Here is a 25,174-nt window from a genome sequence, read left to right as displayed (position 1 = left end):
AGATAAATTGGAGCGGGTGATGAGAATCGAACTCACGACATCAGCTTGGAAGGCTGAGGTTTTACCATTAAACTACACCCGCATTTAAATTATAATTTCTTAAATCAACTTGATAATGGTCGGGAAGACAGGATTCGAACCTGCGACCCCTTGGTCCCAAACCAAGTGCTCTACCAAGCTGAGCTACTTCCCGCTAATATGGCGCGCCCGAAAGGAGTCGAACCCATAACCTTCTGATCCGTAGTCAGACGCTCTATCCAATTGAGCTACGGGCGCATATCCACGAAAGCGACTTTACTATCATATAATGTTTATATCTGGTTGTCAAGTGTCTTTTAAAGATGCGGCCGAGAGGACTTGAACCTCCACGGGGTTAACCCCCACTAGGCCCTCAACCTAGCGCGTCTGCCATTCCGCCACGACCGCACTATATTAGATAACCTTCATCATACTACAATAAACGATTTCGTTTAAAATTCATGGTGCGGGTGAAGGGAGTCGAACCCCCACGCCTTGCGGCGCTAGATCCTAAGTCTAGTGCGTCTGCCAATTCCGCCACACCCGCGAATCTACAATAATAAATGGTGAGCCATGCAGGATTCGAACCTGCGACCCTCTGATTAAAAGTCAGATGCTCTACCAACTGAGCTAATGGCTCTTAAAAATGGCTGGGCTAGCTGGATTCGAACCAACGAGTGACGGAGTCAAAGTCCGTTGCCTTACCGCTTGGCTATAGCCCACCAACAAAAATGGCGGTCCCGACGGGAATCGAACCCGCGATCTCCTGCGTGACAGGCAGGCATGTTAACCGCTACACCACGGGACCATTTCGCTTTTTGCATAATGTTTATTAAATTAATAAAGTGACCCATACGGGATTCGAACCCGTGTTACCGCCGTGAAAGGGCGGTGTCTTAACCGCTTGACCAATGGGCCATTAAAAAATAATGGCGGAGAAGGAGGGATTTGAACCCTCGCGCCGCTATCGCGACCTACACCCTTAGCAGGGGCGCCTCTTCAGCCTCTTGAGTACTTCCCCGAAAAAACAATGGCTCCGCAGGTAGGATTCGAACCTACGACCGCTCGGTTAACAGCCGAGTGCTCTACCACTGAGCTACTGCGGAATAATGTTTATTCTATAAAGCTTGTCTTCTAGAGAACTTCGTTAGTTCGTCGCTCTCTCTTGTCGACTCTTTACATTATAGGCAGGTATATATTAAAAGTCAAGCGTATTTCTAAAACTTTTTTTAAAACGAATCTGAACATGCCTTCACTGCATATAAATGCCTTATAAACACTGTAATTTCTAGCTGTTTCTTATCTCCTCAAGACTCAATTTCCCTCTGCATTTCCCGCAAACATACTTTTTCATATCTACTTTTTTTCGGCGAAAATAAATTTGATTACATGATTGGCATCTGTATATGAGTGTTCGCTTTGGTTTGTTTTGCGTTTTTTCCTGCGGCAAGGAAGAACAAAAACGGGGCCCCCCAACTTTTCGCAGCAAGTTTTTAAAATCAGCATCCTTATGCTGATAGCCTTTTTTATTTATATGAAGATGGTAATGACACAGCTCATGTTTAATAATTCCGATTAGTTCCTCCATCCCCAATTCATCTAAGTACTTTCTATTGATCTCAATATTGTGGCTGTTCAGTAAATATCTGCCTCCAGTTGTCCTGAGTCTCGGGTTAAAGGATGCTTTATGCATAAACGGTATTTTAAAATGAGTGTTTGACAATTCTTCCACTAACAATTGCAGCTCCTGATCAGTCAATAGTGTCCCCTCCTCAACAAGACAAATATTATAGCATATGATGATTTAAGCATCAGCAATTCGTAACTACTAGGATTTATATTTCCTTTACTAAGCTGGGTTTAGCAGCAACTGCGCTTCATCTATTTTTTCAGCACATTACAAAGGGGGTATAAGCTTATGCCTACATGGCTGCAAAATCAAATTAAAAAGGCGTTTTATGAAAAAAACACCTACCAAGTCAGGTTGCTTAACCAATGCTGGTATTATTATAGAAGAAAAAATTGCTCATGAAAATAAAAAACCAAAGGACTAAGCATATCCTTTGGTTTTTTCAGCATTGGCAATTATGCTTTTGGCGGCAGCATAGTCAAAGCGACTCTTCCTTTATTATGATCAATACCGTCGACCCATACTGTGACCACATCGCCTACACTCACTACATCCAATGGGTGCTTAACAAACTTATTGCTGAGTTTTGAGATATGAACCAAACCGTCCTGCTTAACGCCGATATCAACAAAGGCACCAAAGTCAACAACATTCCGGACAGTCCCTTGAAGCTCCATGCCTGCTTGTAAATCTTCAAGCTTCAAAACATCCGTTCTAAGGAGCGGTGCTGCAAGTTCATCCCTCGGGTCACGACTTGGACGCATTAAAGCATCGACAATATCACCTAAAGTCAACTCACCGATTCCAAGCTCAGCTGAAACCGCCTTTATATTAAGACCGCTTAATGCTTCCTTCAATTCATCTGTCCCAATTTGTTTAGAATCAAAACCGATTTTTTTCAACAGGGCCTTCACTTCATCATAATGCTCCGGATGTATTCCTGTTCTGTCTAACGGTTCATCACCGTCTAATATGCGCAAAAAGCCGATTGCCTGTTCATATGTTTTCGCACCGAGCCTCGGAATCTTCTTTAGCTGCTTTCTGTTTGTAAACTTTCCTTCTTCTTCTCTCTTTTTAACAACATTATTAGCTACCGCTTTAGAAAGACCAGCAACATATTGCAAAAGAGAAGAAGATGCCGTATTTACATTAACCCCAACTTTATTTACGCTCGTTTCAACGACAAATCCAAGAGATTCGGACAGTTTTTTCTGAGACACATCATGCTGATATTGTCCGACGCCGACTGACTTCGGATCAATTTTCACTAGTTCTGCCAAAGGATCTTGAAGCCTTCTTGCAATGGATACTGCACTTCTTTCCTCTACTTGAAAGTTCGGGAACTCCTCCCTGGCAATTTCTGAAGCTGAGTATACACTCGCCCCTGCCTCATTGACAATCAGATAGAATATTTCCTTGTCTTGCTTCTTAATCTGCTCGGCAACAAATTGTTCTGTTTCCCTGGAGGCTGTTCCATTTCCTACAGCAACCATTTCAATTTTATATTTTGTTAACAGCTCTTGAAACTTAGCAGCTGCTTCTTTCGCTTTCGAGACCGGGGGATGAGGATAGATAACTCCTATTTCTAACACCTTACCCGTTTCATCTACGACTGCTAATTTACAGCCTGTCCTGTAAGCTGGATCGACTCCTAACACCATTTTCCCTTTTAGAGGCGGCTGTAGCAGCAGATTCCGAAGATTTTCCGAGAAGATATGAATTGCTTGCTCCTCGGCTTTTTCTGTCAGCTCTCCTCGAAGTTCCCTCTCAATAGAAGGCTGTATAAGTCTCTTATAGCTGTCTTCAATTGCAGCTTTAATCGTGTCATGAGACGGGGAACCTTCTCTTTTCATCCATTTTTTTTCGAGATAGCTGACAATTGTATCAACAGGCGCCTTAATGGATACTTTCAATATGTCTTCTTTCTCGCCTCGATTTAACGCCAATGTACGATGAGGTACAATTTTGTTTAAAGGCTCCTCATATTCATAGTACATTTCATAAACATTTTTTTCATCTTTATCAGCATCTTTAGCACTTGATGCGATAAGTCCTCCTTGAAATGTTTTATTTCGTATCCATTTCCTGCTGTCAGCATCATCTGATACTACCTCTGCAATAATATCCCTTGCACCTGCGATGGCATCTTCAGCTGTCAGCACTTCTTTTTCTTCTGAAATATATTTAACTGCCTCTTGTTCTATAGGAGAGCTACCGTTATATTCAAGCAGCCATTGAGCAAGTGGCTCTAACCCTTTTTCCTTTGCAATTGTAGCTTTAGTTCGTCTTTTAAGCTTATAAGGACGATATAAGTCCTCTACTTCTTGCAGCTTAACAGATGCTGAAATACTCTTTCGCAATTCTTCTGTAAGCTTTCCTTGTTCATCTATCAACCGTATAACTTCTTCTTTCCTCTGCTCCAGGTTCTGAATATAATGATATCGGTCCATAATATCCTTTATCTGCACTTCGTCTAAAGCACCGGTTTGCTCCTTGCGGTAACGGGCGATGAAGGGCACTGTATTCCCCTCTTCTAAAAGCGCAAGAACACTAGATACTTGTTTTTTCGTGATTGATTGCTCCTTCGCAATCATATTTTGATAATCCTCTTTAATTAAAACTTTCTCCATACGAACTACCACTGTCCTTCCTTATATGTATCATAAAGAGTTGCTTCCTTCATATTACTATATATTGAATGAAATTATCTAACCCTATCATCCCAAAATAAGGTATATCAAACTTTAAAAGACAAAAAAAAAGCTTACATTAAAGCAAGCTTCCTAAAATAAAGGTAGAATCATCATCTGAATTATTATATTTTTTGGCGATTGTATCGGCAATATTACGCAATGGGTGATAGCCCTTCAGTAAATCCTTCACTCCTTGAATATTATAGCCGTCTGAATGGACAAGGAACTTCGAATTAGCTTCATATGAAAAAATTTGAGTATGATAAACTTGTGGTCTTCCTGACAGATAACCTGTTACAGGAAGCGGGTAGGTGAGTTTTCCGCCGGAAGTGTACAAGAAAAACCGGATATTTCCGACACAGCTGTACTTAATGCTTTTCGATTCATAATCCACTTTGAAAACACTAACAGCGGCACCTCTTTTCTTAAGAAGAGCCTTGTTTGCCAACTCCATCAATTCTTCCACGTCTGCAGTGTGATTACCTTCAATTACGTCTGCTACCGCTTGGGATGATTCATTGGCAAACTCTCCACTCCCCAGGCCATCTGCAAGCACACAGATAAAGTATTCTTCTGTCGATAGAAAAAAATAGCTGTCACCACATAATGTTTTACCTTGCTTGTTCGTCTGATGTGCTAAAACTTGAATGTTGGAGTCAGCTATAGCAGTCATAGAATAAACTCCGAATTGCTGGATTCAGCATGAATCGCTTCCTGGAGTTTTTTAATCGCCCTTCTTTGCAGTCTGGAGACATGCATTTGGGAAATTCCGAGCTTGTCACCAGCTTCCTTCTGGCTCATATTATCCAGGTATGTATATTGAATGATACTCTTTTCCCTCTCACTCAATACATGCAGCACTTTTTCAAGCACAAGCTTTTGATTGACACGCTCAAAGCCTTTATCTACATCCCCTACAATATCAAGCAAGGTTACTGTACCGCCCTCAGAGTCTGCCTCGATGGAATGGTCAACAGATAAAGCTTGGTAGCTTTTACCCATCTCCATTGCCTCAAGCACTTCCTCTTCAGAGACTTCTAGATAGTCAGCAATTTCATCAACTTTTGGTGATCTTTGTAATTCAGTTGTTAAATGCTCTACTGTTTTCTTTATTTTCGGACCAATCTCTTTTATTCTTCTAGGAACATGGACACTCCACGTCTTGTCTCGTAAGAATCTTTTTATCTCACCTATAATAGTCGGCACAGCAAATGCTTCAAAGCTTTTCCCAAAACTTTCGTCATATCTGCGAATAGCTCCGAGCAGCCCGATTATGCCTACCTGGCTGATATCCTCATGAAACATTTTTCCTTTAGAGTACTTTCTTGCCAGCACTTCTACTAAATCCCGATAATTCATCACAAGTATATTCTGGGCTTCCTCATCTTGATTTAGCTGGAATTTTTTTATAAGCTCATTTACTTCTTCTTTTGTTAATTGGCGCTTAGGTTGAGATTGTCTCGGCATTACTCTCCACCTGCTCTCCCTCAAGGTATTTCGTCATCAAGACCGTAACACCTTCATTGTGATGAATTTTAACTTCATCCATTAGTGTTTCAATCAGATAGAGTCCAAGGCCTCCTTCTCGAAGGAACTCAATAGATTCATCCTGATCGTATGGTCCGATATCTTTTGTTGTGCTGTCAAAATCAAAGCTTTTTCCATTATCAGCAACAATAACCTCTAGACGGTCATTATAAAGTCGAAACCCAATCAGCACTTCCCCTGACTCTTTATTTTTATAAGCATGCTGAACAGCATTTGTACATGCTTCACTTGTGGCAATTTTCAAGTCCTCAATCTCATCGTAATTAAATCCCATTCTGCTCGCAATTCCGGAAAGGGTTAACCGAATGATACCTACATACTCTGGTTTTGAAGGGATTTTCATTTCAATGTATTCAAAATGCTGGCTCATTTAATCCCACCTTCAATCTTACTGTTAATGTCGATAATATCTGCTAAACCTGTTATTTCAAACAGCCTGATTAGGCGTTCAGATAAGCCGATAAGCTTAAATTCTCCATCGTTTGAACGTACATTTTTAAAGACGCCAACAAATACTCCAAGACCTGTGCTGTCCATATAATTTACATCTGATAAGTCTATAGTCATCCTTACACCCTCTTTTTCAGAGAAGGAATAAATTGTTTCTTTTAATTTCGGTGCTGTATATGCGTCAATTTCACCAGCCACCTTAATATCAACATCTAACTCTTTTTCGTTTACATCTATCACAATATTCATGTACGACCCACCTTTAACATTCTAATGTCTTAGATAAATACCCGATGTGCAGGAAGTTTAAACTTCTCTTTTAAAAATAATTAAAGTGAAATCATCTCTTAGTTGAAAATCCTGTATTTTCACTAGCTCTTCATAGACATTGTTAACTATTTCCTGTGCTTTTAAGTGAATATGTTTTTTTATGTAACCGATTAAAGTTTCCTTTTCGATAAAACCTTCTTCTGTCCTGCACTCAGTCACGCCGTCTGACATCAGGATAATCATATCGCCAATATTCACTTCTTTTTCAAACTGTTTATATTTAGCTTGTTTATCTACACCTAAAAGGAGCCCTTTTGCCTCCAAGTCGCTGAACTCACCGGTTTTTGCTTCAAAGAAAAATCCTGGTTCATGACCGGCAGAAGCATAATGAAAAATATGTGTTTGCATTTCATAAGCGCCATAGAACATTGTTATAAACATGCTTGGATCAACATTTTGTTCAACTACTCGGTTCAAGTTTTCCAGAACCTTACTTGGAAAGTTGCGGTTTTCCGGCAGACTGTCCATCGCATACTTAATCATGGACATACAAAGAGCGGCAGGTATCCCTTTGCCGATAACATCAGCTATGGCAATATTGATAAACTTATCTTCATCCTGTACAAAATGGTGATAATCACCATTCATCATTTTAGCAGGAACACTTATTGCACCAATATCAATACTTTCCACATCAGGAATCTCTGTACGCAGCAAGGTTTGCTGAACATTAGAAGCAATCTCCATCTCGCTTCTAATCTCCTGCTGCACATGGCGGAGGCTCTGATGCTCTCTGTACGCAAGACCGTAACCCATCATAACCTCGAGCAATATATCAAAAGACCTTGTTACATGCTCTGGTAAATCTGGATATAAATCCATCATTAAGTATTTATGTAGGCTTATGATATCCTCTGGTGATATTTTATGTTCAATCGATTTCCTGCTGAACTTCTGCCCTTGATAGAGGGCTTGCTCAGATTCGTCTTTGATGTAACTGACAAGAAGATCTCGATACTTAGAATCCATCATTTCACGGAAATCCATGTTCCCCCTCCTTATCTGAGCCACTTGATTGCTTGGATATCTGTACCCTTTCCTACTGCTGTTTCTATCTGGAACTCATCCATCAGCCTTTTCACTCCCGGAAGGCCAGCTCCTAATCCGCCTGAGGTTGAAAATCCGTCCTGCATGACCTGGCGTAAATCTTTAATACCTGGACCGCTGTCAACAGCACTTAATTTCAAGCCAACTTTGCCGTTCTCGGAAAGCTTGCTGATGCATATTTGGCCTTGGCCAGCATATAAGTATATATTTCTAGCTAGCTCACTAATAGCCGTAGTTATTCTCGCTTGATCTACGGTACCGAACCCTAGCTCTTTTGCTACATTTCTTCCTAATTGACGAGCAGCTACAATGTCCCACTCGTTGACAATCTTTACGCAGGATTGGTCTCCCATAGGTCAATCCCCCAATTCCTGTTGTAATTTCTCCAAACCTTTTTCTAGATCTAGGGCGGTCAACACATCATTCAAGCTGATCCCAAGTTCTACTAACGTAATTGCAACAGCAGGTTGAATGCCTGTCAACACAACCTTGGCACCCATCAATTTGGACATGCCAATAACGTCGCCCAGCACCTTCGCTATAAATGAATCGATAAAATCAATAGAAGTTAAATCGATTACGACACCATTTGCACTTGTTTCATGGATTTTATTCAGCAAATCCTCCTGAAACTGGAGGGCTGTCTGGTCATCCAACTCCCACTGGATAGAAACAAGCAAACAATCATGCAGCTTTAATATTGGTATTCTCACTTTATTCACCAATTTCAACCAACTTTCTGTTTGTATATTCTAAAGCTTTTTCCATGCCTTTTTTTAATGTATTTTTCGTTTCAAACTGATCTAATTTAATTCCAAGATTAACAATGGTTTGTGCAATCTCCGGCCTAATTCCGACAATCATGCTTTTTGCTCCTACCAGCCGAACGGCTTGAACGGCTTGAATGATATGGTGGGCAACCATCGTATCAACAACAGGAACACCTGTTATATCAATCAGCACAACTTCTGATCGGTGCTTAACTACACCCTGGAGCAGATTTTCCATTATATGCTTTGCACGCTGTGTATCTATTGTACCAACAAGCGGCATTATTGTAATTCCATCAAAAACTGGAATTAAAGGAGCTGACAGTTCCTGCAGCGCAATCTTTTGCAAGGAGAAAGTCCTTTCCCATGTTTCGGAGTATACTTCTACAATCCTTTGGCACAGTGGATGAACCCAAGCATTTAAGAGGCTGACTTGCTCATAGGCCTTATTATGACTCGACTCAGATTTCTCCAGATGTTCCAACACTACCTGCTCAAGCACCTGTATTCCCTGCACCAAGAACCGGAGAGGCCAATTATAGCTGACAGCCTTTTCTATAAAAGCAGGCAGCTTATCATTAAACACTTTATTACCTAATGAATCCACAAGGAGCAGGTTAATAAATTCCTCGCCCATCATGTAATAATCATGATCAGAGGTGATCCTGATAGTCAGTTTATCCCTATTTTCTTCCATCTTGTTGAGCCAGTCAGAATGGATTTCTTTATGATTAGATTTCAAAAAATCTATTATTTCTTTTTTCAAGGTTCAACCTCCATTTTAACATATTCGGATGATAGTAATGGGGTTTTTTACAGGTCTATCATCATCAAATTTCATAACTAGCAGGTGAAATTATTAGTATACAATATCTTTACGAACCATTAATATGCTTCGAATATGAACAAAGTCTATTTGACTTTTCTATTTTCCCTTTATCGTCTGCCTCAAAACCTGTTTTCAAGAAAAATATATAAAATTTATGTGCATGAATGCAAAAAAATACGCTCTTTAAAAAAGAGCGCAATAATCCCTATCAAAATTCAATGAGACCCAAGCTTATTTGCAGAGCTTCATCTACTTTTTCCATCATTTCATCATCAAGATGGGTAATTTTGTCCGTTAACCTCTGTTTATCTATCGTGCGAATTTGTTCCAAAAGAATTACTGAATCTCTCTCAAAACCATAGCGCTTCGCGTCAATTTCCACATGAGTCGGCAATTTAGCCTTCTGAATTTGAGCCGTAATTGCTGCAATAATGACTGTGGGACTGAACCGATTCCCGATGTCGTTTTGAATGACAAGTACAGGACGGACACCGCCTTGCTCTGAGCCAACAACTGGGGATAGGTCTGCAAAATAAACGTCACCACGTTTGACAATCAAAGGATTATCCTCCGCTAACTAGACGTTCTACTGTATGCTCTGCCTCATATTCTGCTAGAAAGCTTTCCGATGCAATGGATAAATTTAATTTTGCCATTTCCATGTAGCCTCTTCTCATTGATTCCCGGATATGTCTCTTTTTCCGTTCACGAAGGTACATTTTCGTTGCTTGATAAATAAATTCACTACGATTCACATTTTCTTGCTTTACGAAGCCATCCAATTCAGATAATAAATGCTTTGGTAATTTTATCATGATCTCTGTCGTTGCGCTGGATTCAGACACAAACATACACCTCCACCATCACTACACACCATATTTAGCTCTTTTTTTTAATCATACCACTAATAACCCAATCTGCAAAGTCCATTCAGCAATTCTAATGTATTATCCGCCAAAAATTATAGGTTTTATGCATCATTCCCAATAAATTTTGTACATTTTTTTATATTCACACACTGCCTCAAGTATTTAGGCAGCAACCCTTATTAATCCTATTCTGCATAGTATGTTTCCATTACATTAATTTAGGAGCGGATTAACGATATTTCGCTGTGCTTTGTCTTTTATATATATTCTCGGCACTCTGCTAGCAATGGTGCAGGTCACTTCATAATTTATCGTGTCCAGTTTTTTGGCAATTTCATTAATAGAAATCGCTTGCTCTTGCTGAATTCCAATCAATGTAACCTTTGTTCCAACCTCCATTTGAAAGGGAAGTTTAATCATACATTGGTCCATGCATATCCTGCCTACAATCGGAACTCTTCTGCCATCAACAAGAACCTCTTGGCCATGCAGCTTTCTGAGCCACCCATCTGCATAACCTATCGGCAATGTCCCAATCCACTCATCTTCCTTCGCCTCATATGTGGCACCATAACTTACTTTATCACCCTTTTGAAGCTTTTTCACTTGGACAATTTTTGTGTGAAGCGAGAAAGCTTCTTTAAGCTTAAATGGCAGCAATTCTTCAATTTCCATTGAAGGAGACAAGCCGTACATGGAAATCCCCAGCCTGATTCCATTGAACGCCAGTTCAGGATGAAGAAGTCCTGCAGCACTATTGCTGCAATGTACAATCGGAGGCTTAGCTGTAAAGCTAGCTAATATTTCTGCGAATTTTTGTGACTGCTTGTTTAAGTAATCGGAATCACGCTCATCTGCTGTTGCAAAATGGGTATAAATTCCTTCTAAAATAAACTCTGTGTGCCGAGAAAGAAATTCCTCAATTTCCTTAACTTCCCTTTCCGTTCTTAGCCCTAATCTTCCCATGCCTGAATCGACTTTTACATGAATGTTAATATCACTGCCTTGCAGTTGAATCGCAGCTTCTTCTAACCATTGTATATCAAAAACGGTCAAGGAGATGTTTTGCTGTGCTGCTAATAAGGCATCAGCAGGTCTGCTTGCTCCTAATACCAATATCGGTGCAGCAATGCCCTTTTTCCGTAGTGAAAGAGCCTCATCTAAAAAAGCTACCGCTAAATAATCTGCTCCTGCATGAAGTGCAGCACGAGCAACCTCTTCAGCTCCGTGACCATAACCATTCGCTTTCACTACTGCAAAAAGTTTGCTGTCTTGCTTCATCCTGCTTCTCATGTTTTTCACATTTTCTTCTATATAATCTAAATTTATTTCTGCCCAAGTATCCCGAAAAAATGTATTTTCTAGCATCAAAGCTAACCTTCCTTCTTTCCTAAACACGAAGTATAATAGTTAAATTATTCTATTTCCACTTTTGCTTGTCAATAAATTATCAATGATACGGACCAGCATAACAAAAAAACAGCCGGGTGTGGTACCACACCCGGCTTGTTTACGGCTTATTTAATTGCTTCTCCTTGAACAGACCGTGCTATCTCTGCCATTTCATCCTCTGACAGCTCTGTAGATGCAATAACATAGTCTACTCCTTCATATGTCCACGATATCTTATTGCCAGAAACAGCTCCAATCGCAAAACCTAAGTCGACAGGATTTCCAGTCATATTAATTGGACCTGCTGTCGCAGGGGCTACTTCTGCTTTTTCTTGAATGATTGTGTATGATTTCTGTCCGTCATATGTCAGAACTACCCTTTCACCATCTTCAGTTGCAACCTTTTTCTCTTCAACAAGGCTTGCACCTAATAAAGTTTCCGGATATTTGACGGAGAATGATTCATCCTCATCCACTTCAGCCATTACAGGCACAGCTAGTTTGGCTGCAGTCATGCTCTTTTGTAAATCAAAGTCAGCTTTATCAAAATTCACATCAAATTTCACATTAGAGAATTTCACAGTGACAAGTGCTTTGCCGTCTGTGTCCTTCACCTTAACACTCACAGGTGATAAATCTTTTTTGTTTAAAGTGATTTCCTGTGTAGGCAGCATCTTATTATTTTGGTATCTAGTTTTTGTTTCAAATACATAATATTTATCTGTAGAGGAGAATTTCGCATCCTTGTCTTCCTCGATGTCCTTAACTAAAGACTCATATAGATACGCTTGGCTGCTGTTTTCTGGCCAATCGCTTTGAAACTTAAAGCTTTTGTTCAATGCTGGTGTCAGTACATAAACACCCTCATCATTTCTGAGGATCATCTGGCTTTGGTCCTTTTTCGCATTCTTTAAATTCACCCTGTAATACGTAGGATCTTTATGCCAGATTTGAACATCATAGGTTTGCGGCTCAGTGCCCATTTGCAATGTCATTTCTGCATCGGCTTTATAGCCTTTTGTAGCAACCTTTTCATCCAAATCTTTAAGTACATCCTCCTTGGATTTTGTTCCACAGGCAGTTAACATTACCATGACCGCTAGCCCTACGAAAAGCAACCATAATTTCTTGTTCATTTTTTCAACTCCCTTATTCTCATTTCATCGATTTAAGAAGAGAAGTTTAGGTCTTATTAGCATAAAGCTGACTTTAAACTTGTCTCCTTTTGCTCTATGAATATATGAGACAACTATAGGGAATATGCACATCAGAAAGAAACAAGCTGTTCATTTTTTTGATTATTATTCCTCTATTACTACCTGGGCGAACGCATACTCGCTGCTATGGGTGATGGATAAATGAACTCCATCTGAATAAGGCCTGACTATATACGGCTTACCTTGCTCGGTTTGCCCAACTTCTATATCTATAAAGCTGAGCCCTTTGCCAATACCTGTTCCAACAGCTTTTGAGAATGCTTCCTTTGCTGCAAATCTGCCTGCTAGAAACTCTATTTTTCTTTTTAATAGCAGTTTATCAAATCTTTCCTTTTCATATGCTGTCAAAATTCTGTCCGCAAATTGCGGTTTACGCTCTAGCAGCTCAGCTATTCTCTTAAGTTCTACAATATCGATTCCAATTCCCTTTATCATCAGGACACATCCTTCTATTTTCTATTTAGTAAGCATAAATTATTTGTATCTTTCCCTTCCCATTGGCTATCATGAAACTAAGTGCAAAGGAGGTTTTTTATTGTTTACAAGAAGAGAAAGCTTTAAAGAGTATTTAACTTACTATCCTATTGTTTCTCTCATTCTGTTCATTAACTTGTTGGTTTACTTATCAACTGTACTGCCTGTTTTTCCAAACCAGCTTATCATGACGAACATGGTTGGCGTCAATCTCTATATTATCCAAGGAGACTGGTGGAGACTGATCACACCGATTTTCCTGCATACGAGCTTTTCCCATTTCCTGTTCAATTGCTTCAGCATCTTTTTATTTGGACCTGCATTAGAAAGAATACTTGGTAAATTTAAATTTATTGCTATTTACTTGTTAACTGGCATATTAGCAAATCTCGCCACCCTTGTGACAGAACCGCTCACCTTTTCACATCTCGGTGCAAGCGGAAGCATTTTTGGTCTATTCGGCTACTATATCGCTTTAATTGTATTCCGCAAAGATATTATATCAAGGAATAATTCACAAGTAATTGGCACGATTGCGGCATTAAGCTTAATCATGACGTTCCTCCAACCCAATATTAATATTGCTGCACATCTATTCGGCTTTTTCTTTGGAATGGCAGCCGGGAGCCTTATTGAAGCGAAAGGCAGAAAAATCTTCTCTTCGTATAAAGAAGAGTTTTTAGAACTCAAAGGAAGAGTTCGCTCAAACAGAAAACCGCCAGCGCGAACGCTGACGATTTGGACAATTATTATTTTGCTTGCATTAATCGGTCTGTTTCGCTGACCTAAAAAACTCATTTATGATTGATTTTTCAAAGTAAAGGTAGACTGATCAATGAATTCTGCCCTCCCTGACTCACGAAGATCTTTTGCCAGTTGAAAGAGGGCATTATCCTTTGCTTTCGCTTCAATCATACAATGTATTTCTGGCAAAGTCTGATTGACTTTCTCCAAAAATCCCATAAACATATCAACATCAATATAATCGGCGTGCGCCCGAAATTCTGCTTCAGAACGGGGACTGGATATATGCATTTTCAGAGGAAGCGGAGAGTCTTTCCACGTTTCTATCATTCTCGGCCACTGTTCCTCCCAATTGCTGTCCGTAGGGTTGGCTAGGTGATGATGCAAATCAAAAACAAACGGTATCCCTAATTTTTCACATAAATAAAGGGTGTCATCAATCGTAAAGGTCGTATCATCATTTTCAAGGATAATCATTCTTTGCAGCTTCTCAGGAACAAATCCCCAATTGACGATAAACTGCTCTAGTGCCCCTTCCTTATCATCATGGGCTCCTCCGACATGAAGCACACATCTGTGAGTAGTATTTATAGCCATCCCTTTCAGCAACCCCTCATGGACAGACAGTGTCTTCAAGGATGCTTTTAAGATATCAGCATGAGAATTGTTTAAAACAACAAAATGGTCTGGATGAAAATCGACGCGCATGGAATGCTTCTTCACCCATTCCCCCAATTCTGACAGCTTTGGTTTCAGCGGCCGCATAAAGTTCCAGCCTTGAAGCTCTGGGTGATTGGCAAGAGGTATCAGCTTAGAGCTAAAACGAAAGAAGTGAATATCATTACCTATATTATGTTTTAAGAGTCTTAAGCAATTCTCAAGATTGCTGATGGCAATCCTCTCAAGCTTCTGCAATGCCGCTTCCTTATTCGCAATTTGGGAGAATTGCTTATATGTCATCGTTTGAGATGGTGATGCATTTTTGAGATTTTCACTCATTGCAACATAGCCTAGTTTGAATATAGTCAATTGGCTAACATCCTTCCTTATAAGCCTTTTGGTTAGTATGCACAAGAAAAAACATAAAAAACCCCTGTGAAGATTCACTTCACAGGGGTTGAATTCTTATCTGTAAGAATTAGATTTAGAATAGCTGCTGCTGCTAGATTGGCCTGATCTTTTGTTGCTGTAGCCTTGTCTTTGGCGAGAATTAGAATTAGAGTTAGAGTTATAGCTCTTCTTGCCTTTATAACCGCCACCGCTGTTGCGGTCATTAAACTTACGGTCACGTCTTTGTGGAAGCGGCTTTTCCTCTGTCAATTTAACTGGAGTTGTATCCGGTTCTTTTGTCATCATTTTTAGAACAGCAGCTACAACTGTAGAAGCATCTTTTTGTTCCAGAAGTTCATCTGCAGCTGTTTTGTAAGAATCAAGATTATTCTCATCAATTGTCTGCATGATTTTTTCCAATACAGCTTTTTGCTGTCCTTCTAGTGCTTGATCAACAGTAGGCGGAATCATCTTCTCCATTTTTTTCTTTGTCACTTTTTCGACAACTTGAAGATATGATCTTTCACGGTATGTGATAAACGTAATCGCCATTCCTTCTTTACCAGCTCTTCCCGTTCTTCCGATACGGTGCACATAGCTTTCTGGATCTTGCGGGATATCGAAATTATAAACATGTGTAACTCCGGAAATATCCAATCCACGTGCAGCAACATCTGTAGCTACAAGAACATCAATGGCACCTTCTTTAAATTTACGCAAAACAGACATACGTTTCGCTTGGCTAAGGTCACCATGAATGCCTTCTGCTGTATAACCGCGCAGGTTCAAAGCCTCAGACAGCTCATCAACACGGCGCTTTGTGCGTCCGAAGATGATTGCTAATTCTGGTGATTGGATATCCAATAATCTTGTTAAAATATCGAACTTCGTTTTTTCTTGTGTTTCAACATAATATTGTTCAATAAGCGGTGTAGTCATTTCTTTTGCTTTTACCTTGACCACTTGAGGCTCCTTCATGAAGCGCTCTGCCATTCTTCTGATTTGCGGAGGCATTGTAGCTGAGAATAGCAATGTTTGTCTCTCTTCTGGAATTTTAGAAAGGATTGCTTCGATATCATCGATGAATCCCATGTTCAGCATTTCATCTGCTTCATCCAAAATAACAGTAGAAACATTATCTAAACGAAGTGTTTTTCTGTTGATATGATCTAATATCCGCCCTGGAGTTCCTACAATGATATGCGGATTCTTCTTCAGTGCACGGATTTGGCGGTTAATGTCTTGGCCTCCGAAAATGGACAATACTCTTGTACGCTTTCCAAAACCAATTTTGTATAGCTCTTCTGATACTTGTATCGCTAATTCACGTGTTGGTGCAATGATTATGCCTTGCACTACTTCATTGCTTATATCTATTTTGTCTACTAGAGGCACACCGAATGCTGCTGTTTTTCCTGTTCCTGTTTGCGCCTGACCGATAAGGTCCTTATTTTGAAGGCTCAACGGAATTGTTTCGGCTTGAATAGGAGTCGCTTCCTCAAACCCCATTCTATTTAAAGCTTTCATTGTCGCAGAACTGATGCCTAAATCTTGAAACTTAACCAATATATTCAATCTCCTTCTAGTCATTAAAAATATCCACGGTATAATGGTCTACCCCAATAATAACCATTGTATGTACCCCTTTTTACCATCAATGAAACATATAAAAAATGGTTTGACCCGTCCACTTATCCGTTTTTTCCCCAAACAGTTAATAATTACAATAAACTACGTATATTTTTTATGAATGCATAAGTTTTTGTGGATTATAATCATCACTTAAAATTATAAGGAGAAACTCCGAGGCTATATGCTTTTTTTCTCAAGTATGAGATACTTTTCAACCAAGTTAATAGGAGAAATATTTCAAATGACTCTATAATTTTTATAGCTAGCTAAAACTGAAAAGTCAGCCAAAGACAGAGAAATTTTGGGCACAATTTGCAAACATCTCCTCCATAAAGAGGATGCAAAGCATCTGCCATGCTGAATAATTTCTCTCTATTTGACTGCTTTTATTTGAATATGTTTATTGTGCCTTTTTCAGTATAACCATTTCATTTATTTTCATAATACTTTTAGAAATAATCTTATCACTTACAATATCGGTTTGCAATAATGTGGAAGTTCAAAAGCCAAGTTTCTTTCTCGGTTTTAAAATGGAGCTCAAGGCTTGCTATCATTAAAAAAACAGCTAATTTTCTTTCGTTTCCACATATAAAAATAGGATATTAATCCTAGATTCTTCCATACTTTATCAGAAAAGGGAAGGTCCTTTTCTTCATGATAAAAAGCTTAATATTTCAGAGAAAAGGACTTGCTTCTCCTTACAATGACAGATTAAGTGCTTGGAATCTTTCATATACATAATCTTTTTCTTTCTTGCCTTAATGGTTTCGTATAAGTACTCCGCACTCTTTAGTGGGACGATTCCATCACTTTCTCCTTGGGCTATAAATGTAGGAATAGTGATAGTTTCAAGCAACGGCTTAATATGCCGCACAAGCTTTCTAAATTGGATAGTCGCAGAAATGGGAGTTGTTTTGATTTTATAAGAATAGCGGTTAAACAGTTCATTTTGAAGCAATTTCCCACTATAAAGATCTTTGCACATACTAATGATGTCTGCACCCAACTGCCGTGGATTAATATAATAAGCAGCGGCGCTTAACAGTACCAGCTTCTTTACAGGATAATGGGCAGCTAGATAGCTTGCAATCATTCCTCCCATGGAAAAACCGATTACATAAACCTCCTTATGCCTCTTCAATAAATCCTCCAATGCTCTTTCCGCACAACTTATCCATTCATTAAAAGGAACTCCTCTTAATTGCAAAAGCTCACCATGACCAGGTAAAACAGGTACAGCACATTCCCAATCTGTGTTTTCTCCTAAAAATTCCGCCAATGGCTCCACCTCATTAGGAGCCCCGGTAAAACCGTGAATACATAAACAAGCAGTCAATGATAACACCACCAATTGTTTTGTTTACATTTCACACTATTTAATGATAAATTACACTGTGCCTTCTGCGATTCTATTTAAAACCAAAAAAGGGAACTAGAATCATCTAGATTCCTTTGTTCCCTGTCTTGTTAACTCAAAAACCTTACTGGAGAGCTTTTACTACCTCTTCCAGCCTCATTCCTCTTGATGCTTTAACTAAGACTGCTGTTTGGCCATCAACAACTTTTTTCAATTCTTGAATCAATTCGCTTTTGTCTAGGAAGGATTGAACTCTTTCATTTGCAAATACTGTCTTTGCTCCTTGTGCAATATGCTTGCCCAGTTCACCAAACGTGAAAACATAATCAATTGCCGCAGCATCAATCTCCTCGCCAATTTCGTAATGGAATGTTGCCTCATCTGGTCCTAACTCAAGCATATCTCCTAGTACTAGAACTTTATGCTTAAAGCCAGGAAGGCTTTGCAGTACATTAATAGCAGCTCTCATGCTTGTAGGGCTGGCATTATAAGCGTCATTAATGACTTTCAGGCCACCTTGCCCTTCTAAAAGCTCCATTCTCATATTAGTCAGCTTTAAATTCTGGAACCCTTCATCCATTTTCTCATAGCTGATATCAAAATAATCTGCTACAAGCATTGCTGCCAATGCATTGAGGATATTGTGCTTCCCTAATATCGGCAGGCTGAACTCCTTATCACTTTTGTTTATTTTAAATTTGCTGCCCGTACTGCTTTCTTCTATTTCAAACGGATAAAGACTATTCTTATCTTCTAAGCCGAAAGAACATATAGCAGCATCAGGTTTATCAAAAGTCGGTATTCTTTCAGCCAACAGCGGTTCATCACCAAAGTAAACAATTCTGCCTTGCTTTTTCAACCCATTCAAAATCTCCAGCTTCGCTTCAGCAATGCCTTCTCTTGAACCAAGATCCTGCAGGTGGGATTCTCCAATATTAGTGATAACAACAACATCAGGTTCAGCCAATTTTGTCAGGAAATCAATCTCTCCCCGGCCACTCATGCCCATTTCCAGCACAGCCACATCTGTGTCTTCCTCTAGGCTCAGCACTGTTAGAGGAAGTCCTAAATGGTTGTTATAATTACCTTCTGTTTTTTGCACTTTATATTTCAATGACAGGAGATTAGTAGTAATGTCCTTTGTAGACGTTTTCCCATTGCTTCCTGTTATACCAACCACTTTTATATCCAGTTCATGACGGTAGCTTTTTGCAAGATTCTGGATGCTAGTCATCGGGTCGCTCACAAAAATAAGCGGTAAATGCTCGGGGGGATTTGGAACATCCTTCTGCCAAAAGGACGCAGCTGCCCCATTTTGAATAGCAGCCTCAACATACTTATGACCATCTGTTTTATCTCCTTTAAAGGGGATAAAAAGGTTGCCTGGCTGTATTTTTCTTGAATCAATTGTCACCCCATGAATGATGACTTCTCCAATATCGCTTGAACTTAAAGTTGCATCTGGTCCAATCATATCTGCTGCTTGTTGCAAAGATCTCCGGATCATAGCAGTCTCCTCCTTTTTAGGTAGATTATTGTTTGGCAAAAAAAAGAGGCAGTTAAAAAATGCCTCCTTTTTTCTTTAAAGGGCGGGCTGTCTTCTTTCAAATATGCCCTTACCCTTAAAAAGTATATTTGATGCTTTGTTTTTCTTCATGTCTTTCTACTGCCAAGTCTACAAGCTTTTCGATAAGAGCTGCATATTCAACATTTGTATGCTTCCATAACAATGGGAACATGCTGAATGGAGTAAAGCCAGGCATTGTGTTCACTTCGTTTATATAAACTTTACCGTCTTTTGTCAAGAAGAAGTCAGCACGAACAAGACCAGAGCAATCTAGTGCCTTGAAAGCTTTAATTGCATCTTCCTTAATTGCTGCATATTCTTGCTCTGACACTTCTGCCGGGATGATTAAACCAGTATTTCCATCCTCATATTTCGCCTTATAGTCATAGAAATCTTTCTTCGGAACGATTTCCCCAGCAACAGACACTGCTGGGAAATCGTTGCCAAGAACACCCACTTCGATTTCTCTTGCTGTAACGCCCTCTTCCACAATGATTTTGCGGTCGAATTGGAATGCTTCTTCAAACGCAGCATCCAGCTCATTTCGAGACGTACATTTGCTGATGCCTACACTTGAGCCTAAATTAGCTGGTTTCACAAAACATGGATATCCTAAGTCTTGTTCTACTTTTGTATAGGCTGCTTCTTTTTCACTTTGCCATTCACTTCGAATGAAAGAAGTGTATTTAACCTGGTTTAATCCGGCTATCTCAAAGATATTCTTCATGATTACCTTATCCATACCAGCAGATGATGCTAATACACCATTACCTACATAAGGAAGATTCAACAGCTCAAGCAGCCCTTGCACTGTTCCGTCTTCCCCGTTCGGTCCGTGAAGCAATGGGAAAATAACATCAAGCTGAGTGTCACCAGCTTGGAACAAGTCAGGAGAAAGAACTGTTCCTGATAGCCCTTCCTGTCTTTTAAACTCTAATTCTTTCACTGTTTCTACAGGCCCAGTAAGCTGTTCTCCTCTAATCCATTCACCCGTCTCTGTTATGTAAATTGGATGAATATCAAATTTATCTGTATCCAAGGCTTTTATAACAGCCAAGGCAGTTTGCATGCTGACTCTATGTTCAGCGGATTTTCCGCCATATAGTAAACCAATTTTCTTTTTCATAATTCGTACCTCCATATTTTAAAGACACACACTTGTTATTCTACCACTACACCCTTATCTTCAAAAGAGGAATCATGGACTAGCTCTGCTTTTTATCAAATTGTAAAATTTGCGCATGCTTTTGTAATAAATTATGTCACAAGCCATGTAAATGCAGCTTATTCAAAGAAATTTCTATAGGCTATTTATCGGTCATCTAAGACAGGCTGCCAAGCCTTTAATCTTCTTTCTTATTTTCTCCGCGAAAAACCTTGGCACTTCTGACATACTCTATATCACTTACATTGCTGCGAAAATTAATGACTCGCGCTAATGCAAAGAAATAATCAGATAAACGGTTTAAATACTTTAAGGGCAATTCAGGGACATGCTCCTCTTCCCTCATTAAAGTAACAACACACCGCTCCGCTCTTCTTGTTACTGTTCGTGCAATATGGATGGCACTGGCCGCAGCTGTTCCCCCCGGCAGAATAAACCGTTCAATCGGCGGCGCTTCCTCCATTAAATCATCGATGCGCTCTTCCAAATACAAAACAGCTTCTTCCGGTAACTTTAACGGCCTGTTTTTTGTTATGCTAGCTAAATCTCCACCGCAGTCAAAAAGCTCATGCTGAATTTTTTCTAAATCCGCCTTTACATCTGAATAAATATCCTCCACTAACAAAGAAATAGCCTGGCCAACGAAGCAATTCGCTTCATCCACTGTGCCGTAAGCTTCCACTCTGATATCATCTTTATAAGCTTTTCCGCCAATGATATGTGTCTGGCCTTTATCTCCTGTTTTCGTATAAATTTTCATTTCATCCCTCTTTCTAAAGCTGTCTTCCTATTTTGCCTTTTATCCAAAGCCATCGTCATTACCTCATAAACTCCTTTAGCAACAGCTTTCCCTAAATCTGTAATGTTGCCGCCAAATTCATGAAATTTGCCTTTTTGGGTAGCAGCAACAAGCAAGCTGTCTGTGGGAGTTCCCGTTGCAGGCGTGCCAGTAGCAGGATCAGTTACTTGTCTGTTCCGAAGTACGCTTGCTTTCGTCTCTGTTGCCGTCATCGCACATTGCAGAAATGCTTGCTCAGACAGCTCGCCATTTATAAATATCCAAATATTAATCGTGCCCGGGACAATGAGTGAGGAGTGCTGCTCACTCAAAGCTGCATCCGCCGGATTGCCGACACTGGCAGTAACGACGAAGAAAAGACTGGTGGCACCTGCCTGATATTTGCGGTAAACAGTATCCTCCAGCTCAACCGCTGTCATCATCGCAACCGTTTCACTTGGCAAAAACCCGTTTTTAACGAGATAATCATTCATCTCCATTTTATAATCATCACAGTTGTAGTCTTTATTCACATGACGGTTAATAAAATATTTGTGCCAGCCTATCCCTGCTCCTGTCACACCAGAAGATAATGATTTCAGTGGAATATCGGTTGTAATGGCTATGTATTCTTTAGAGAGGGTCAAATTAGCTTCGCCAACTTCCTCTTGCAAATCAGCACTGCTTTCTCTAAGAGAGAGCACAAGGTTCGCCGCCGGCACTTGCGGATGCTGAGCTCTTATCACATCTGTGCCGTATACTTTTTTTATTTTATCCTCTTGAAGAACGTTCCGCGGGTGCGAGTCTGCTTCAATCTCGCTGTTATGAAGCAATAATAGCCTGTCACAATAAAGACTAGCCAAATTTAAGTCATGAAAAATACAAACAACCGTCAAGCCCCGCTTTTTGCTCCACTCTTTTAATAATTCAAGCAGCTCCTTTTGAAAGGAAAGATCAAGATGGTTAGTCGGTTCATCAAGTAGGAGAATTTCAGGCTCCTGTGCCAAGCATTGCGCTAAATACACCCTTTGCTTTTCCCCTCCAGACAGCTCACCAATCAAGGTATTGCTGTAATGGCTGATGCCTGTCTGTTCCATTGCGCTATGAATGACAGCTTTATCCTCCCTTGATAATCCTTGCACCCAGCCTTTTTGATGTGCATATCTGCCCATTGAAACGATTTCCTCGACAGTATAAGAAAATGCCTCTGCGGTTTGTTGAGAAAGGGTAGAAACGATCTGGGCAAATTCCTTTTGTTTATATTCGGAGACTTTTCTGCCTTTAATAAAAAGCTCCCCAGCATTAGGTATAACAATCCCGCTTATCAGCTTAAATAAAGTTGTTTTCCCGCTGCCATTCGGGCCGAGTATGCCAAGCATTTCCCCTTTTTGTACAGAAAAAGTAATATCCGTTAACACTTTTTTCTCTCCATATTGAAATGACAGCTTTTTTGCCTCCAGCATCGTCTTACCTCCCTTTCTTTCTATAGTTCAACAGCAAAATGGCAAATACAGGAGCTCCGGAAAGGGCTGTAATTACACCGATTGGCAGCTCCGCCGGAGAAATTATCGATCTTGCCAATAAATCTGCCAAGATTAAAAATCCGCTGCCAACGAATATAGACAGCGGCAGTACATGACGGTGATTACTTCCAGCCACTATCCTGACTAAATGTGGGATAACAAGCCCAACAAAGCCAATTGTCCCAGATACTGCAACAGCAGCACCTGTGAGCATGCTGCCGGCAAGTATAATGGTCATTTTCCTAAACCTTACTTGCACTCCTAAATGCTGTGCTCTTTCTTCCCCGAATGCCAATATATTAAGCTCCCTGCCTTGCAATAAAAGAATCAAACAGCCAATGATAAAAAAGGGCAGGAACATTTGAATATACGTCCATCCCCTCATTGAAACACTTCCAAGCAGCCAGCCAATAATCTGTCTTAGCTCATCTCCTGTTAACGCAATTAACAAGGAAATAAAAGCGCCTAAAAAGGAACTGAAAATAATGCCTGTCAGTATAATCGTTTCTACCTTCATAGCAGGGTCCAGCTTTCTTGCAAATAACAGCACCAGAAAAACGGTTAAAAAAGCGGTCACAATACTCAGCACAGGCAACGTATAGCTCCCTAAAAAGGGAATGGTAATATGAAAAAACAAGGTTGCCACAGCACCAACAGAGGCACCTGAGGATACACCGAGAGTATACGGGTCTGCCAACGGATTGCGCAGCAATCCTTGAAAAGCACAGCCTGCAATTGCAAGGCTTGCACCAACAAGGCCCGCTAGGATAACACGAGGCAGACGAATATTACTAACGATGTTGGCTTGCATCGTATCTACTGTAAATACTTCTGTATGACTGACTGAATTTATGAATATCTTGATGATCGTTAAGAAAGACACAGAAACCGTTCCAATGGATATCCCTAAAAAAAGTGCGATGATGAGAAAAAAAGCGGCCAAAAAATAAGCCGCTTTTGTTTTATTTAAATACATCCGGATATACTGCCTTCGCAAATTCCTCTACCCCTTGTGCCAGCCTTGGGCCAGAACGTGATACAAGATCTTCATCCACTTCCACTATTTGTTTATCCTTTACTGCCGTTACCTGATCCCAGCCATCCCTTTTTGTTACTTGTCCGACCGGATCTGGTGAGTAGCCGCCATAAGTAGTTATAACTACATCTGGATCTGCCTCAATGACTGCCTCTTGGTCAACTTGAACCCAGCCAGCTTCCTTGATAACATTTGTTGCATTAATGGTATCAATCATTTCTTGCATAAATGTATCTTTTCCAGTTGTAAAAATACTTGGTTCAGGGCTGACCTCTACATACACATCCTTTTTGTCTTTTTCAGATATGCTTGCAGCCTTTTCTTTAATAGAGGCAATGTCATCCTTCATATCTTGAACTATTTCTTCAGCTTTCTTATTTTCACCAACTGCTTTACCAATCATTTCAATACTGTTATAAACACCATTAAAATCAGTCGCATCATTTACGACAAGTACATCTATCCCAGCGTCGCTCATCTGCTGCAGTCCATCTGCCCATGTGTCAGCGACTGATTCATGTGCAAGCACTAAATCAGGATCTAAGGAAAGGATCTTCTCCACATTAAGCTCCATACCCACTACTTTTTCGATATCTTTCGTTTCTTCTGGATAATCATCACTTTCAGAAACACCAACAACTTCATCGCCCACGCCTAATGCAAAAGCTACTTCTGTGTTGCTTGGCATTAAGGAAACGATTTTTTGAGGATCTTCTTCAATGACTACCTCTTTATCAACTGCATCTGTAATAGTAACAGGAAACTCTGCCTCTGCTTGTTCAGATTTCTGCTTGTCATTACTTTCACTGTCAGAAGCTTGTCCGCATCCAGCCAAAACTAAACACGCCATTAACGCTCCGCAAAATAATGAATAATACTTTTTCATTTTATTTCCTCCCTTTATTTGTTTGGAAAAATAAAAAGGGGCTTGTCCTCATAGATTAGAACCCATAAAAAAACACACTTTTTTTAGCAAAAGAGTGTGGCAGCTTTAAAAGGTCCCATTGGACAACCTCCGGGAAGGACTTTCATTATAAAAATCGCGCTCCACACCA

26 protein-coding genes and 11 tRNA genes are annotated in these 25,174 nt (G+C 40.0%); 2 read left to right on the top strand and 35 right to left on the bottom strand.

Annotated features, from left to right (window positions below; translation table 11 throughout):
• Positions 1-8 precede the first annotated feature (8 nt).
• The 12 genes from ACLIJJ_RS23555 to ACLIJJ_RS23500 form a co-directional block, all read right to left on the bottom strand.
• Positions 9-82, bottom strand: a tRNA-Gly gene (locus ACLIJJ_RS23555).
• Between the two features lie 34 nt (positions 83-116).
• Positions 117-193: transfer RNA gene (locus tag ACLIJJ_RS23550), tRNA-Pro, on the bottom strand.
• Positions 194-199: 6 nt separating this feature from the next.
• Positions 200-276 (bottom strand) — tRNA-Arg (locus ACLIJJ_RS23545).
• A 66-nt stretch (positions 277-342) separates the two neighbouring features.
• A tRNA-Leu gene (locus ACLIJJ_RS23540) sits at positions 343-426 on the bottom strand.
• A 54-nt stretch (positions 427-480) separates the two neighbouring features.
• A tRNA-Leu gene (locus ACLIJJ_RS23535) sits at positions 481-565 on the bottom strand.
• Between the two features lie 17 nt (positions 566-582).
• Positions 583-658 (bottom strand) — tRNA-Lys (locus tag ACLIJJ_RS23530).
• Between the two features lie 7 nt (positions 659-665).
• A tRNA-Gln gene (locus ACLIJJ_RS23525) sits at positions 666-740 on the bottom strand.
• Positions 741-750: 10 nt separating this feature from the next.
• Positions 751-826, bottom strand: a tRNA-Asp gene (locus ACLIJJ_RS23520).
• Positions 827-864: 38 nt separating this feature from the next.
• Positions 865-936 (bottom strand) — tRNA-Glu (locus tag ACLIJJ_RS23515).
• A gap of 12 nt (positions 937-948) precedes the next feature.
• Positions 949-1,039 (bottom strand) — tRNA-Ser (locus tag ACLIJJ_RS23510).
• Between the two features lie 10 nt (positions 1,040-1,049).
• A tRNA-Asn gene (locus tag ACLIJJ_RS23505) sits at positions 1,050-1,124 on the bottom strand.
• Positions 1,125-1,306: 182 nt separating this feature from the next.
• Positions 1,307-1,777: a SprT family protein gene (locus tag ACLIJJ_RS23500; protein WP_233316931.1), complete on the bottom strand. Its 471-nt coding sequence runs from the start codon at positions 1,775-1,777 to the stop codon at positions 1,307-1,309.
• Between the two features lie 159 nt (positions 1,778-1,936).
• On the opposite strand from ACLIJJ_RS23500, the gene cmpA reads away from it, so the two are divergent.
• Positions 1,937-2,050 (top strand): cortex morphogenetic protein CmpA, encoded by a 114-nt coding sequence (gene cmpA, locus ACLIJJ_RS23495; protein ID WP_233316930.1) that lies wholly within the window; start codon positions 1,937-1,939, stop codon positions 2,048-2,050.
• Between the two features lie 53 nt (positions 2,051-2,103).
• Here cmpA and ACLIJJ_RS23490 read toward each other — a convergent pair whose 3' ends face one another.
• The 14 genes from ACLIJJ_RS23490 to acpS form a co-directional block, all read right to left on the bottom strand.
• A complete protein-coding gene (locus tag ACLIJJ_RS23490) occupies positions 2,104-4,278 on the bottom strand; it encodes a Tex family protein (RefSeq protein ID WP_411411782.1) in 2,175 nt (724 codons plus the stop codon).
• Between the two features lie 139 nt (positions 4,279-4,417).
• Entirely contained in the window at positions 4,418-5,014 is a 597-nt protein-coding gene (locus ACLIJJ_RS23485; RefSeq protein ID WP_233316928.1) for a PP2C family serine/threonine-protein phosphatase, read from the bottom strand.
• Positions 5,011-5,808 carry an RNA polymerase sigma factor SigB gene (sigB, locus tag ACLIJJ_RS23480; protein WP_233316927.1) on the bottom strand — a complete coding sequence of 266 codons (798 nt, stop codon included), beginning with the start codon at positions 5,806-5,808 and terminating at the stop codon, positions 5,011-5,013. Before sigB ends, ACLIJJ_RS23485 begins: the two co-directional genes overlap by 4 nt.
• The gene (gene rsbW / locus ACLIJJ_RS23475) at positions 5,786-6,259 is read right to left on the bottom strand and encodes an anti-sigma B factor RsbW (RefSeq protein ID WP_411411781.1); all 474 of its coding nucleotides are present in this window, start codon (positions 6,257-6,259) and stop codon (positions 5,786-5,788) included. Before rsbW ends, sigB begins: the two co-directional genes overlap by 23 nt.
• The gene (locus ACLIJJ_RS23470) at positions 6,256-6,588 is read right to left on the bottom strand and encodes an anti-sigma factor antagonist (RefSeq protein ID WP_233316925.1); all 333 of its coding nucleotides are present in this window, start codon (positions 6,586-6,588) and stop codon (positions 6,256-6,258) included. Before ACLIJJ_RS23470 ends, rsbW begins: the two co-directional genes overlap by 4 nt.
• 57 nt (positions 6,589-6,645) lie before the next feature.
• Complete coding sequence (locus ACLIJJ_RS23465; protein ID WP_233316924.1) at positions 6,646-7,656, bottom strand: PP2C family protein-serine/threonine phosphatase; 1,011 nt, start codon at positions 7,654-7,656, stop codon at positions 6,646-6,648.
• Positions 7,657-7,667: 11 nt separating this feature from the next.
• Positions 7,668-8,069, bottom strand: coding sequence for an anti-sigma regulatory factor (locus tag ACLIJJ_RS23460; protein ID WP_233316923.1), 402 nt, complete (start codon positions 8,067-8,069; stop codon positions 7,668-7,670).
• A 3-nt stretch (positions 8,070-8,072) separates the two neighbouring features.
• Entirely contained in the window at positions 8,073-8,429 is a 357-nt protein-coding gene (locus tag ACLIJJ_RS23455; RefSeq protein ID WP_127740846.1) for an STAS domain-containing protein, read from the bottom strand.
• Position 8,430: 1 nt separating this feature from the next.
• Positions 8,431-9,252, bottom strand: a complete 822-nt coding sequence (locus ACLIJJ_RS23450; protein WP_233316922.1) for an STAS domain-containing protein — start codon at positions 9,250-9,252, stop codon at positions 8,431-8,433.
• 271 nt (positions 9,253-9,523) lie between these two features.
• Positions 9,524-9,874: a type II toxin-antitoxin system endoribonuclease NdoA gene (gene ndoA, locus ACLIJJ_RS23445; RefSeq protein WP_019156408.1), complete on the bottom strand. Its 351-nt coding sequence runs from the start codon at positions 9,872-9,874 to the stop codon at positions 9,524-9,526.
• A gap of 4 nt (positions 9,875-9,878) precedes the next feature.
• The gene (locus tag ACLIJJ_RS23440) at positions 9,879-10,160 is read right to left on the bottom strand and encodes a CopG family ribbon-helix-helix protein (RefSeq protein WP_127740842.1); all 282 of its coding nucleotides are present in this window, start codon (positions 10,158-10,160) and stop codon (positions 9,879-9,881) included.
• Positions 10,161-10,397: 237 nt separating this feature from the next.
• The gene (alr, locus tag ACLIJJ_RS23435) at positions 10,398-11,552 is read right to left on the bottom strand and encodes an alanine racemase (protein WP_233316944.1); all 1,155 of its coding nucleotides are present in this window, start codon (positions 11,550-11,552) and stop codon (positions 10,398-10,400) included.
• Between the two features lie 149 nt (positions 11,553-11,701).
• Complete coding sequence (locus ACLIJJ_RS23430) at positions 11,702-12,712, bottom strand: LolA family protein (RefSeq protein WP_233316921.1); 1,011 nt, start codon at positions 12,710-12,712, stop codon at positions 11,702-11,704.
• A gap of 165 nt (positions 12,713-12,877) precedes the next feature.
• Entirely contained in the window at positions 12,878-13,228 is a 351-nt protein-coding gene (acpS, locus tag ACLIJJ_RS23425; protein ID WP_233316920.1) for a holo-ACP synthase, read from the bottom strand.
• Positions 13,229-13,328: 100 nt separating this feature from the next.
• Between acpS and ACLIJJ_RS23420 the strand changes: the two genes are divergently transcribed.
• A complete protein-coding gene (locus ACLIJJ_RS23420) occupies positions 13,329-14,051 on the top strand; it encodes a rhomboid family intramembrane serine protease (protein WP_233316919.1) in 723 nt (240 codons plus the stop codon).
• A 14-nt stretch (positions 14,052-14,065) separates the two neighbouring features.
• On the opposite strand, the gene uvsE is transcribed toward ACLIJJ_RS23420, so the two are convergent.
• From uvsE to ACLIJJ_RS23375, 9 genes are all read right to left on the bottom strand, one after another.
• Positions 14,066-15,040: a UV DNA damage repair endonuclease UvsE gene (gene uvsE / locus ACLIJJ_RS23415; RefSeq protein WP_411411780.1), complete on the bottom strand. Its 975-nt coding sequence runs from the start codon at positions 15,038-15,040 to the stop codon at positions 14,066-14,068.
• A 96-nt stretch (positions 15,041-15,136) separates the two neighbouring features.
• Complete coding sequence (cshA, locus tag ACLIJJ_RS23410; protein WP_282581413.1) at positions 15,137-16,627, bottom strand: degradosome RNA helicase CshA; 1,491 nt, start codon at positions 16,625-16,627, stop codon at positions 15,137-15,139.
• A gap of 718 nt (positions 16,628-17,345) precedes the next feature.
• On the bottom strand, positions 17,346-18,029 hold the full coding sequence (locus tag ACLIJJ_RS23405) for an alpha/beta hydrolase (protein WP_237940580.1): 684 nt from the start codon (positions 18,027-18,029) through the stop codon (positions 17,346-17,348).
• A 145-nt stretch (positions 18,030-18,174) separates the two neighbouring features.
• Complete coding sequence (locus ACLIJJ_RS23400; RefSeq protein ID WP_411411779.1) at positions 18,175-19,557, bottom strand: UDP-N-acetylmuramoyl-tripeptide--D-alanyl-D-alanine ligase; 1,383 nt, start codon at positions 19,555-19,557, stop codon at positions 18,175-18,177.
• 115 nt (positions 19,558-19,672) lie between these two features.
• Complete coding sequence (locus tag ACLIJJ_RS23395) at positions 19,673-20,743, bottom strand: D-alanine--D-alanine ligase (RefSeq protein WP_411411778.1); 1,071 nt, start codon at positions 20,741-20,743, stop codon at positions 19,673-19,675.
• Positions 20,744-20,960: 217 nt separating this feature from the next.
• Entirely contained in the window at positions 20,961-21,542 is a 582-nt protein-coding gene (locus ACLIJJ_RS23390) for a cob(I)yrinic acid a,c-diamide adenosyltransferase (RefSeq protein ID WP_411411777.1), read from the bottom strand.
• A complete protein-coding gene (locus ACLIJJ_RS23385; protein ID WP_411411776.1) occupies positions 21,539-23,023 on the bottom strand; it encodes an adenosylcobinamide amidohydrolase in 1,485 nt (494 codons plus the stop codon). Before ACLIJJ_RS23385 ends, ACLIJJ_RS23390 begins: the two co-directional genes overlap by 4 nt.
• 4 nt (positions 23,024-23,027) lie before the next feature.
• The gene (locus ACLIJJ_RS23380) at positions 23,028-24,080 is read right to left on the bottom strand and encodes a FecCD family ABC transporter permease (protein ID WP_411411775.1); all 1,053 of its coding nucleotides are present in this window, start codon (positions 24,078-24,080) and stop codon (positions 23,028-23,030) included.
• On the bottom strand, positions 24,046-25,005 hold the full coding sequence (locus ACLIJJ_RS23375) for an ABC transporter substrate-binding protein (RefSeq protein WP_411411774.1): 960 nt from the start codon (positions 25,003-25,005) through the stop codon (positions 24,046-24,048). Before ACLIJJ_RS23375 ends, ACLIJJ_RS23380 begins: the two co-directional genes overlap by 35 nt.
• Positions 25,006-25,174: the final 169 nt, after the last annotated feature.

This window comes from Niallia laureatilytica (assembly GCF_046613985.1).
In the GTDB taxonomy this organism is placed as follows: Bacteria; Bacillota; Bacilli; order Bacillales; family Cytobacillaceae; genus Niallia.
This window is presented reverse-complemented; position numbering and strand designations above follow the sequence as displayed.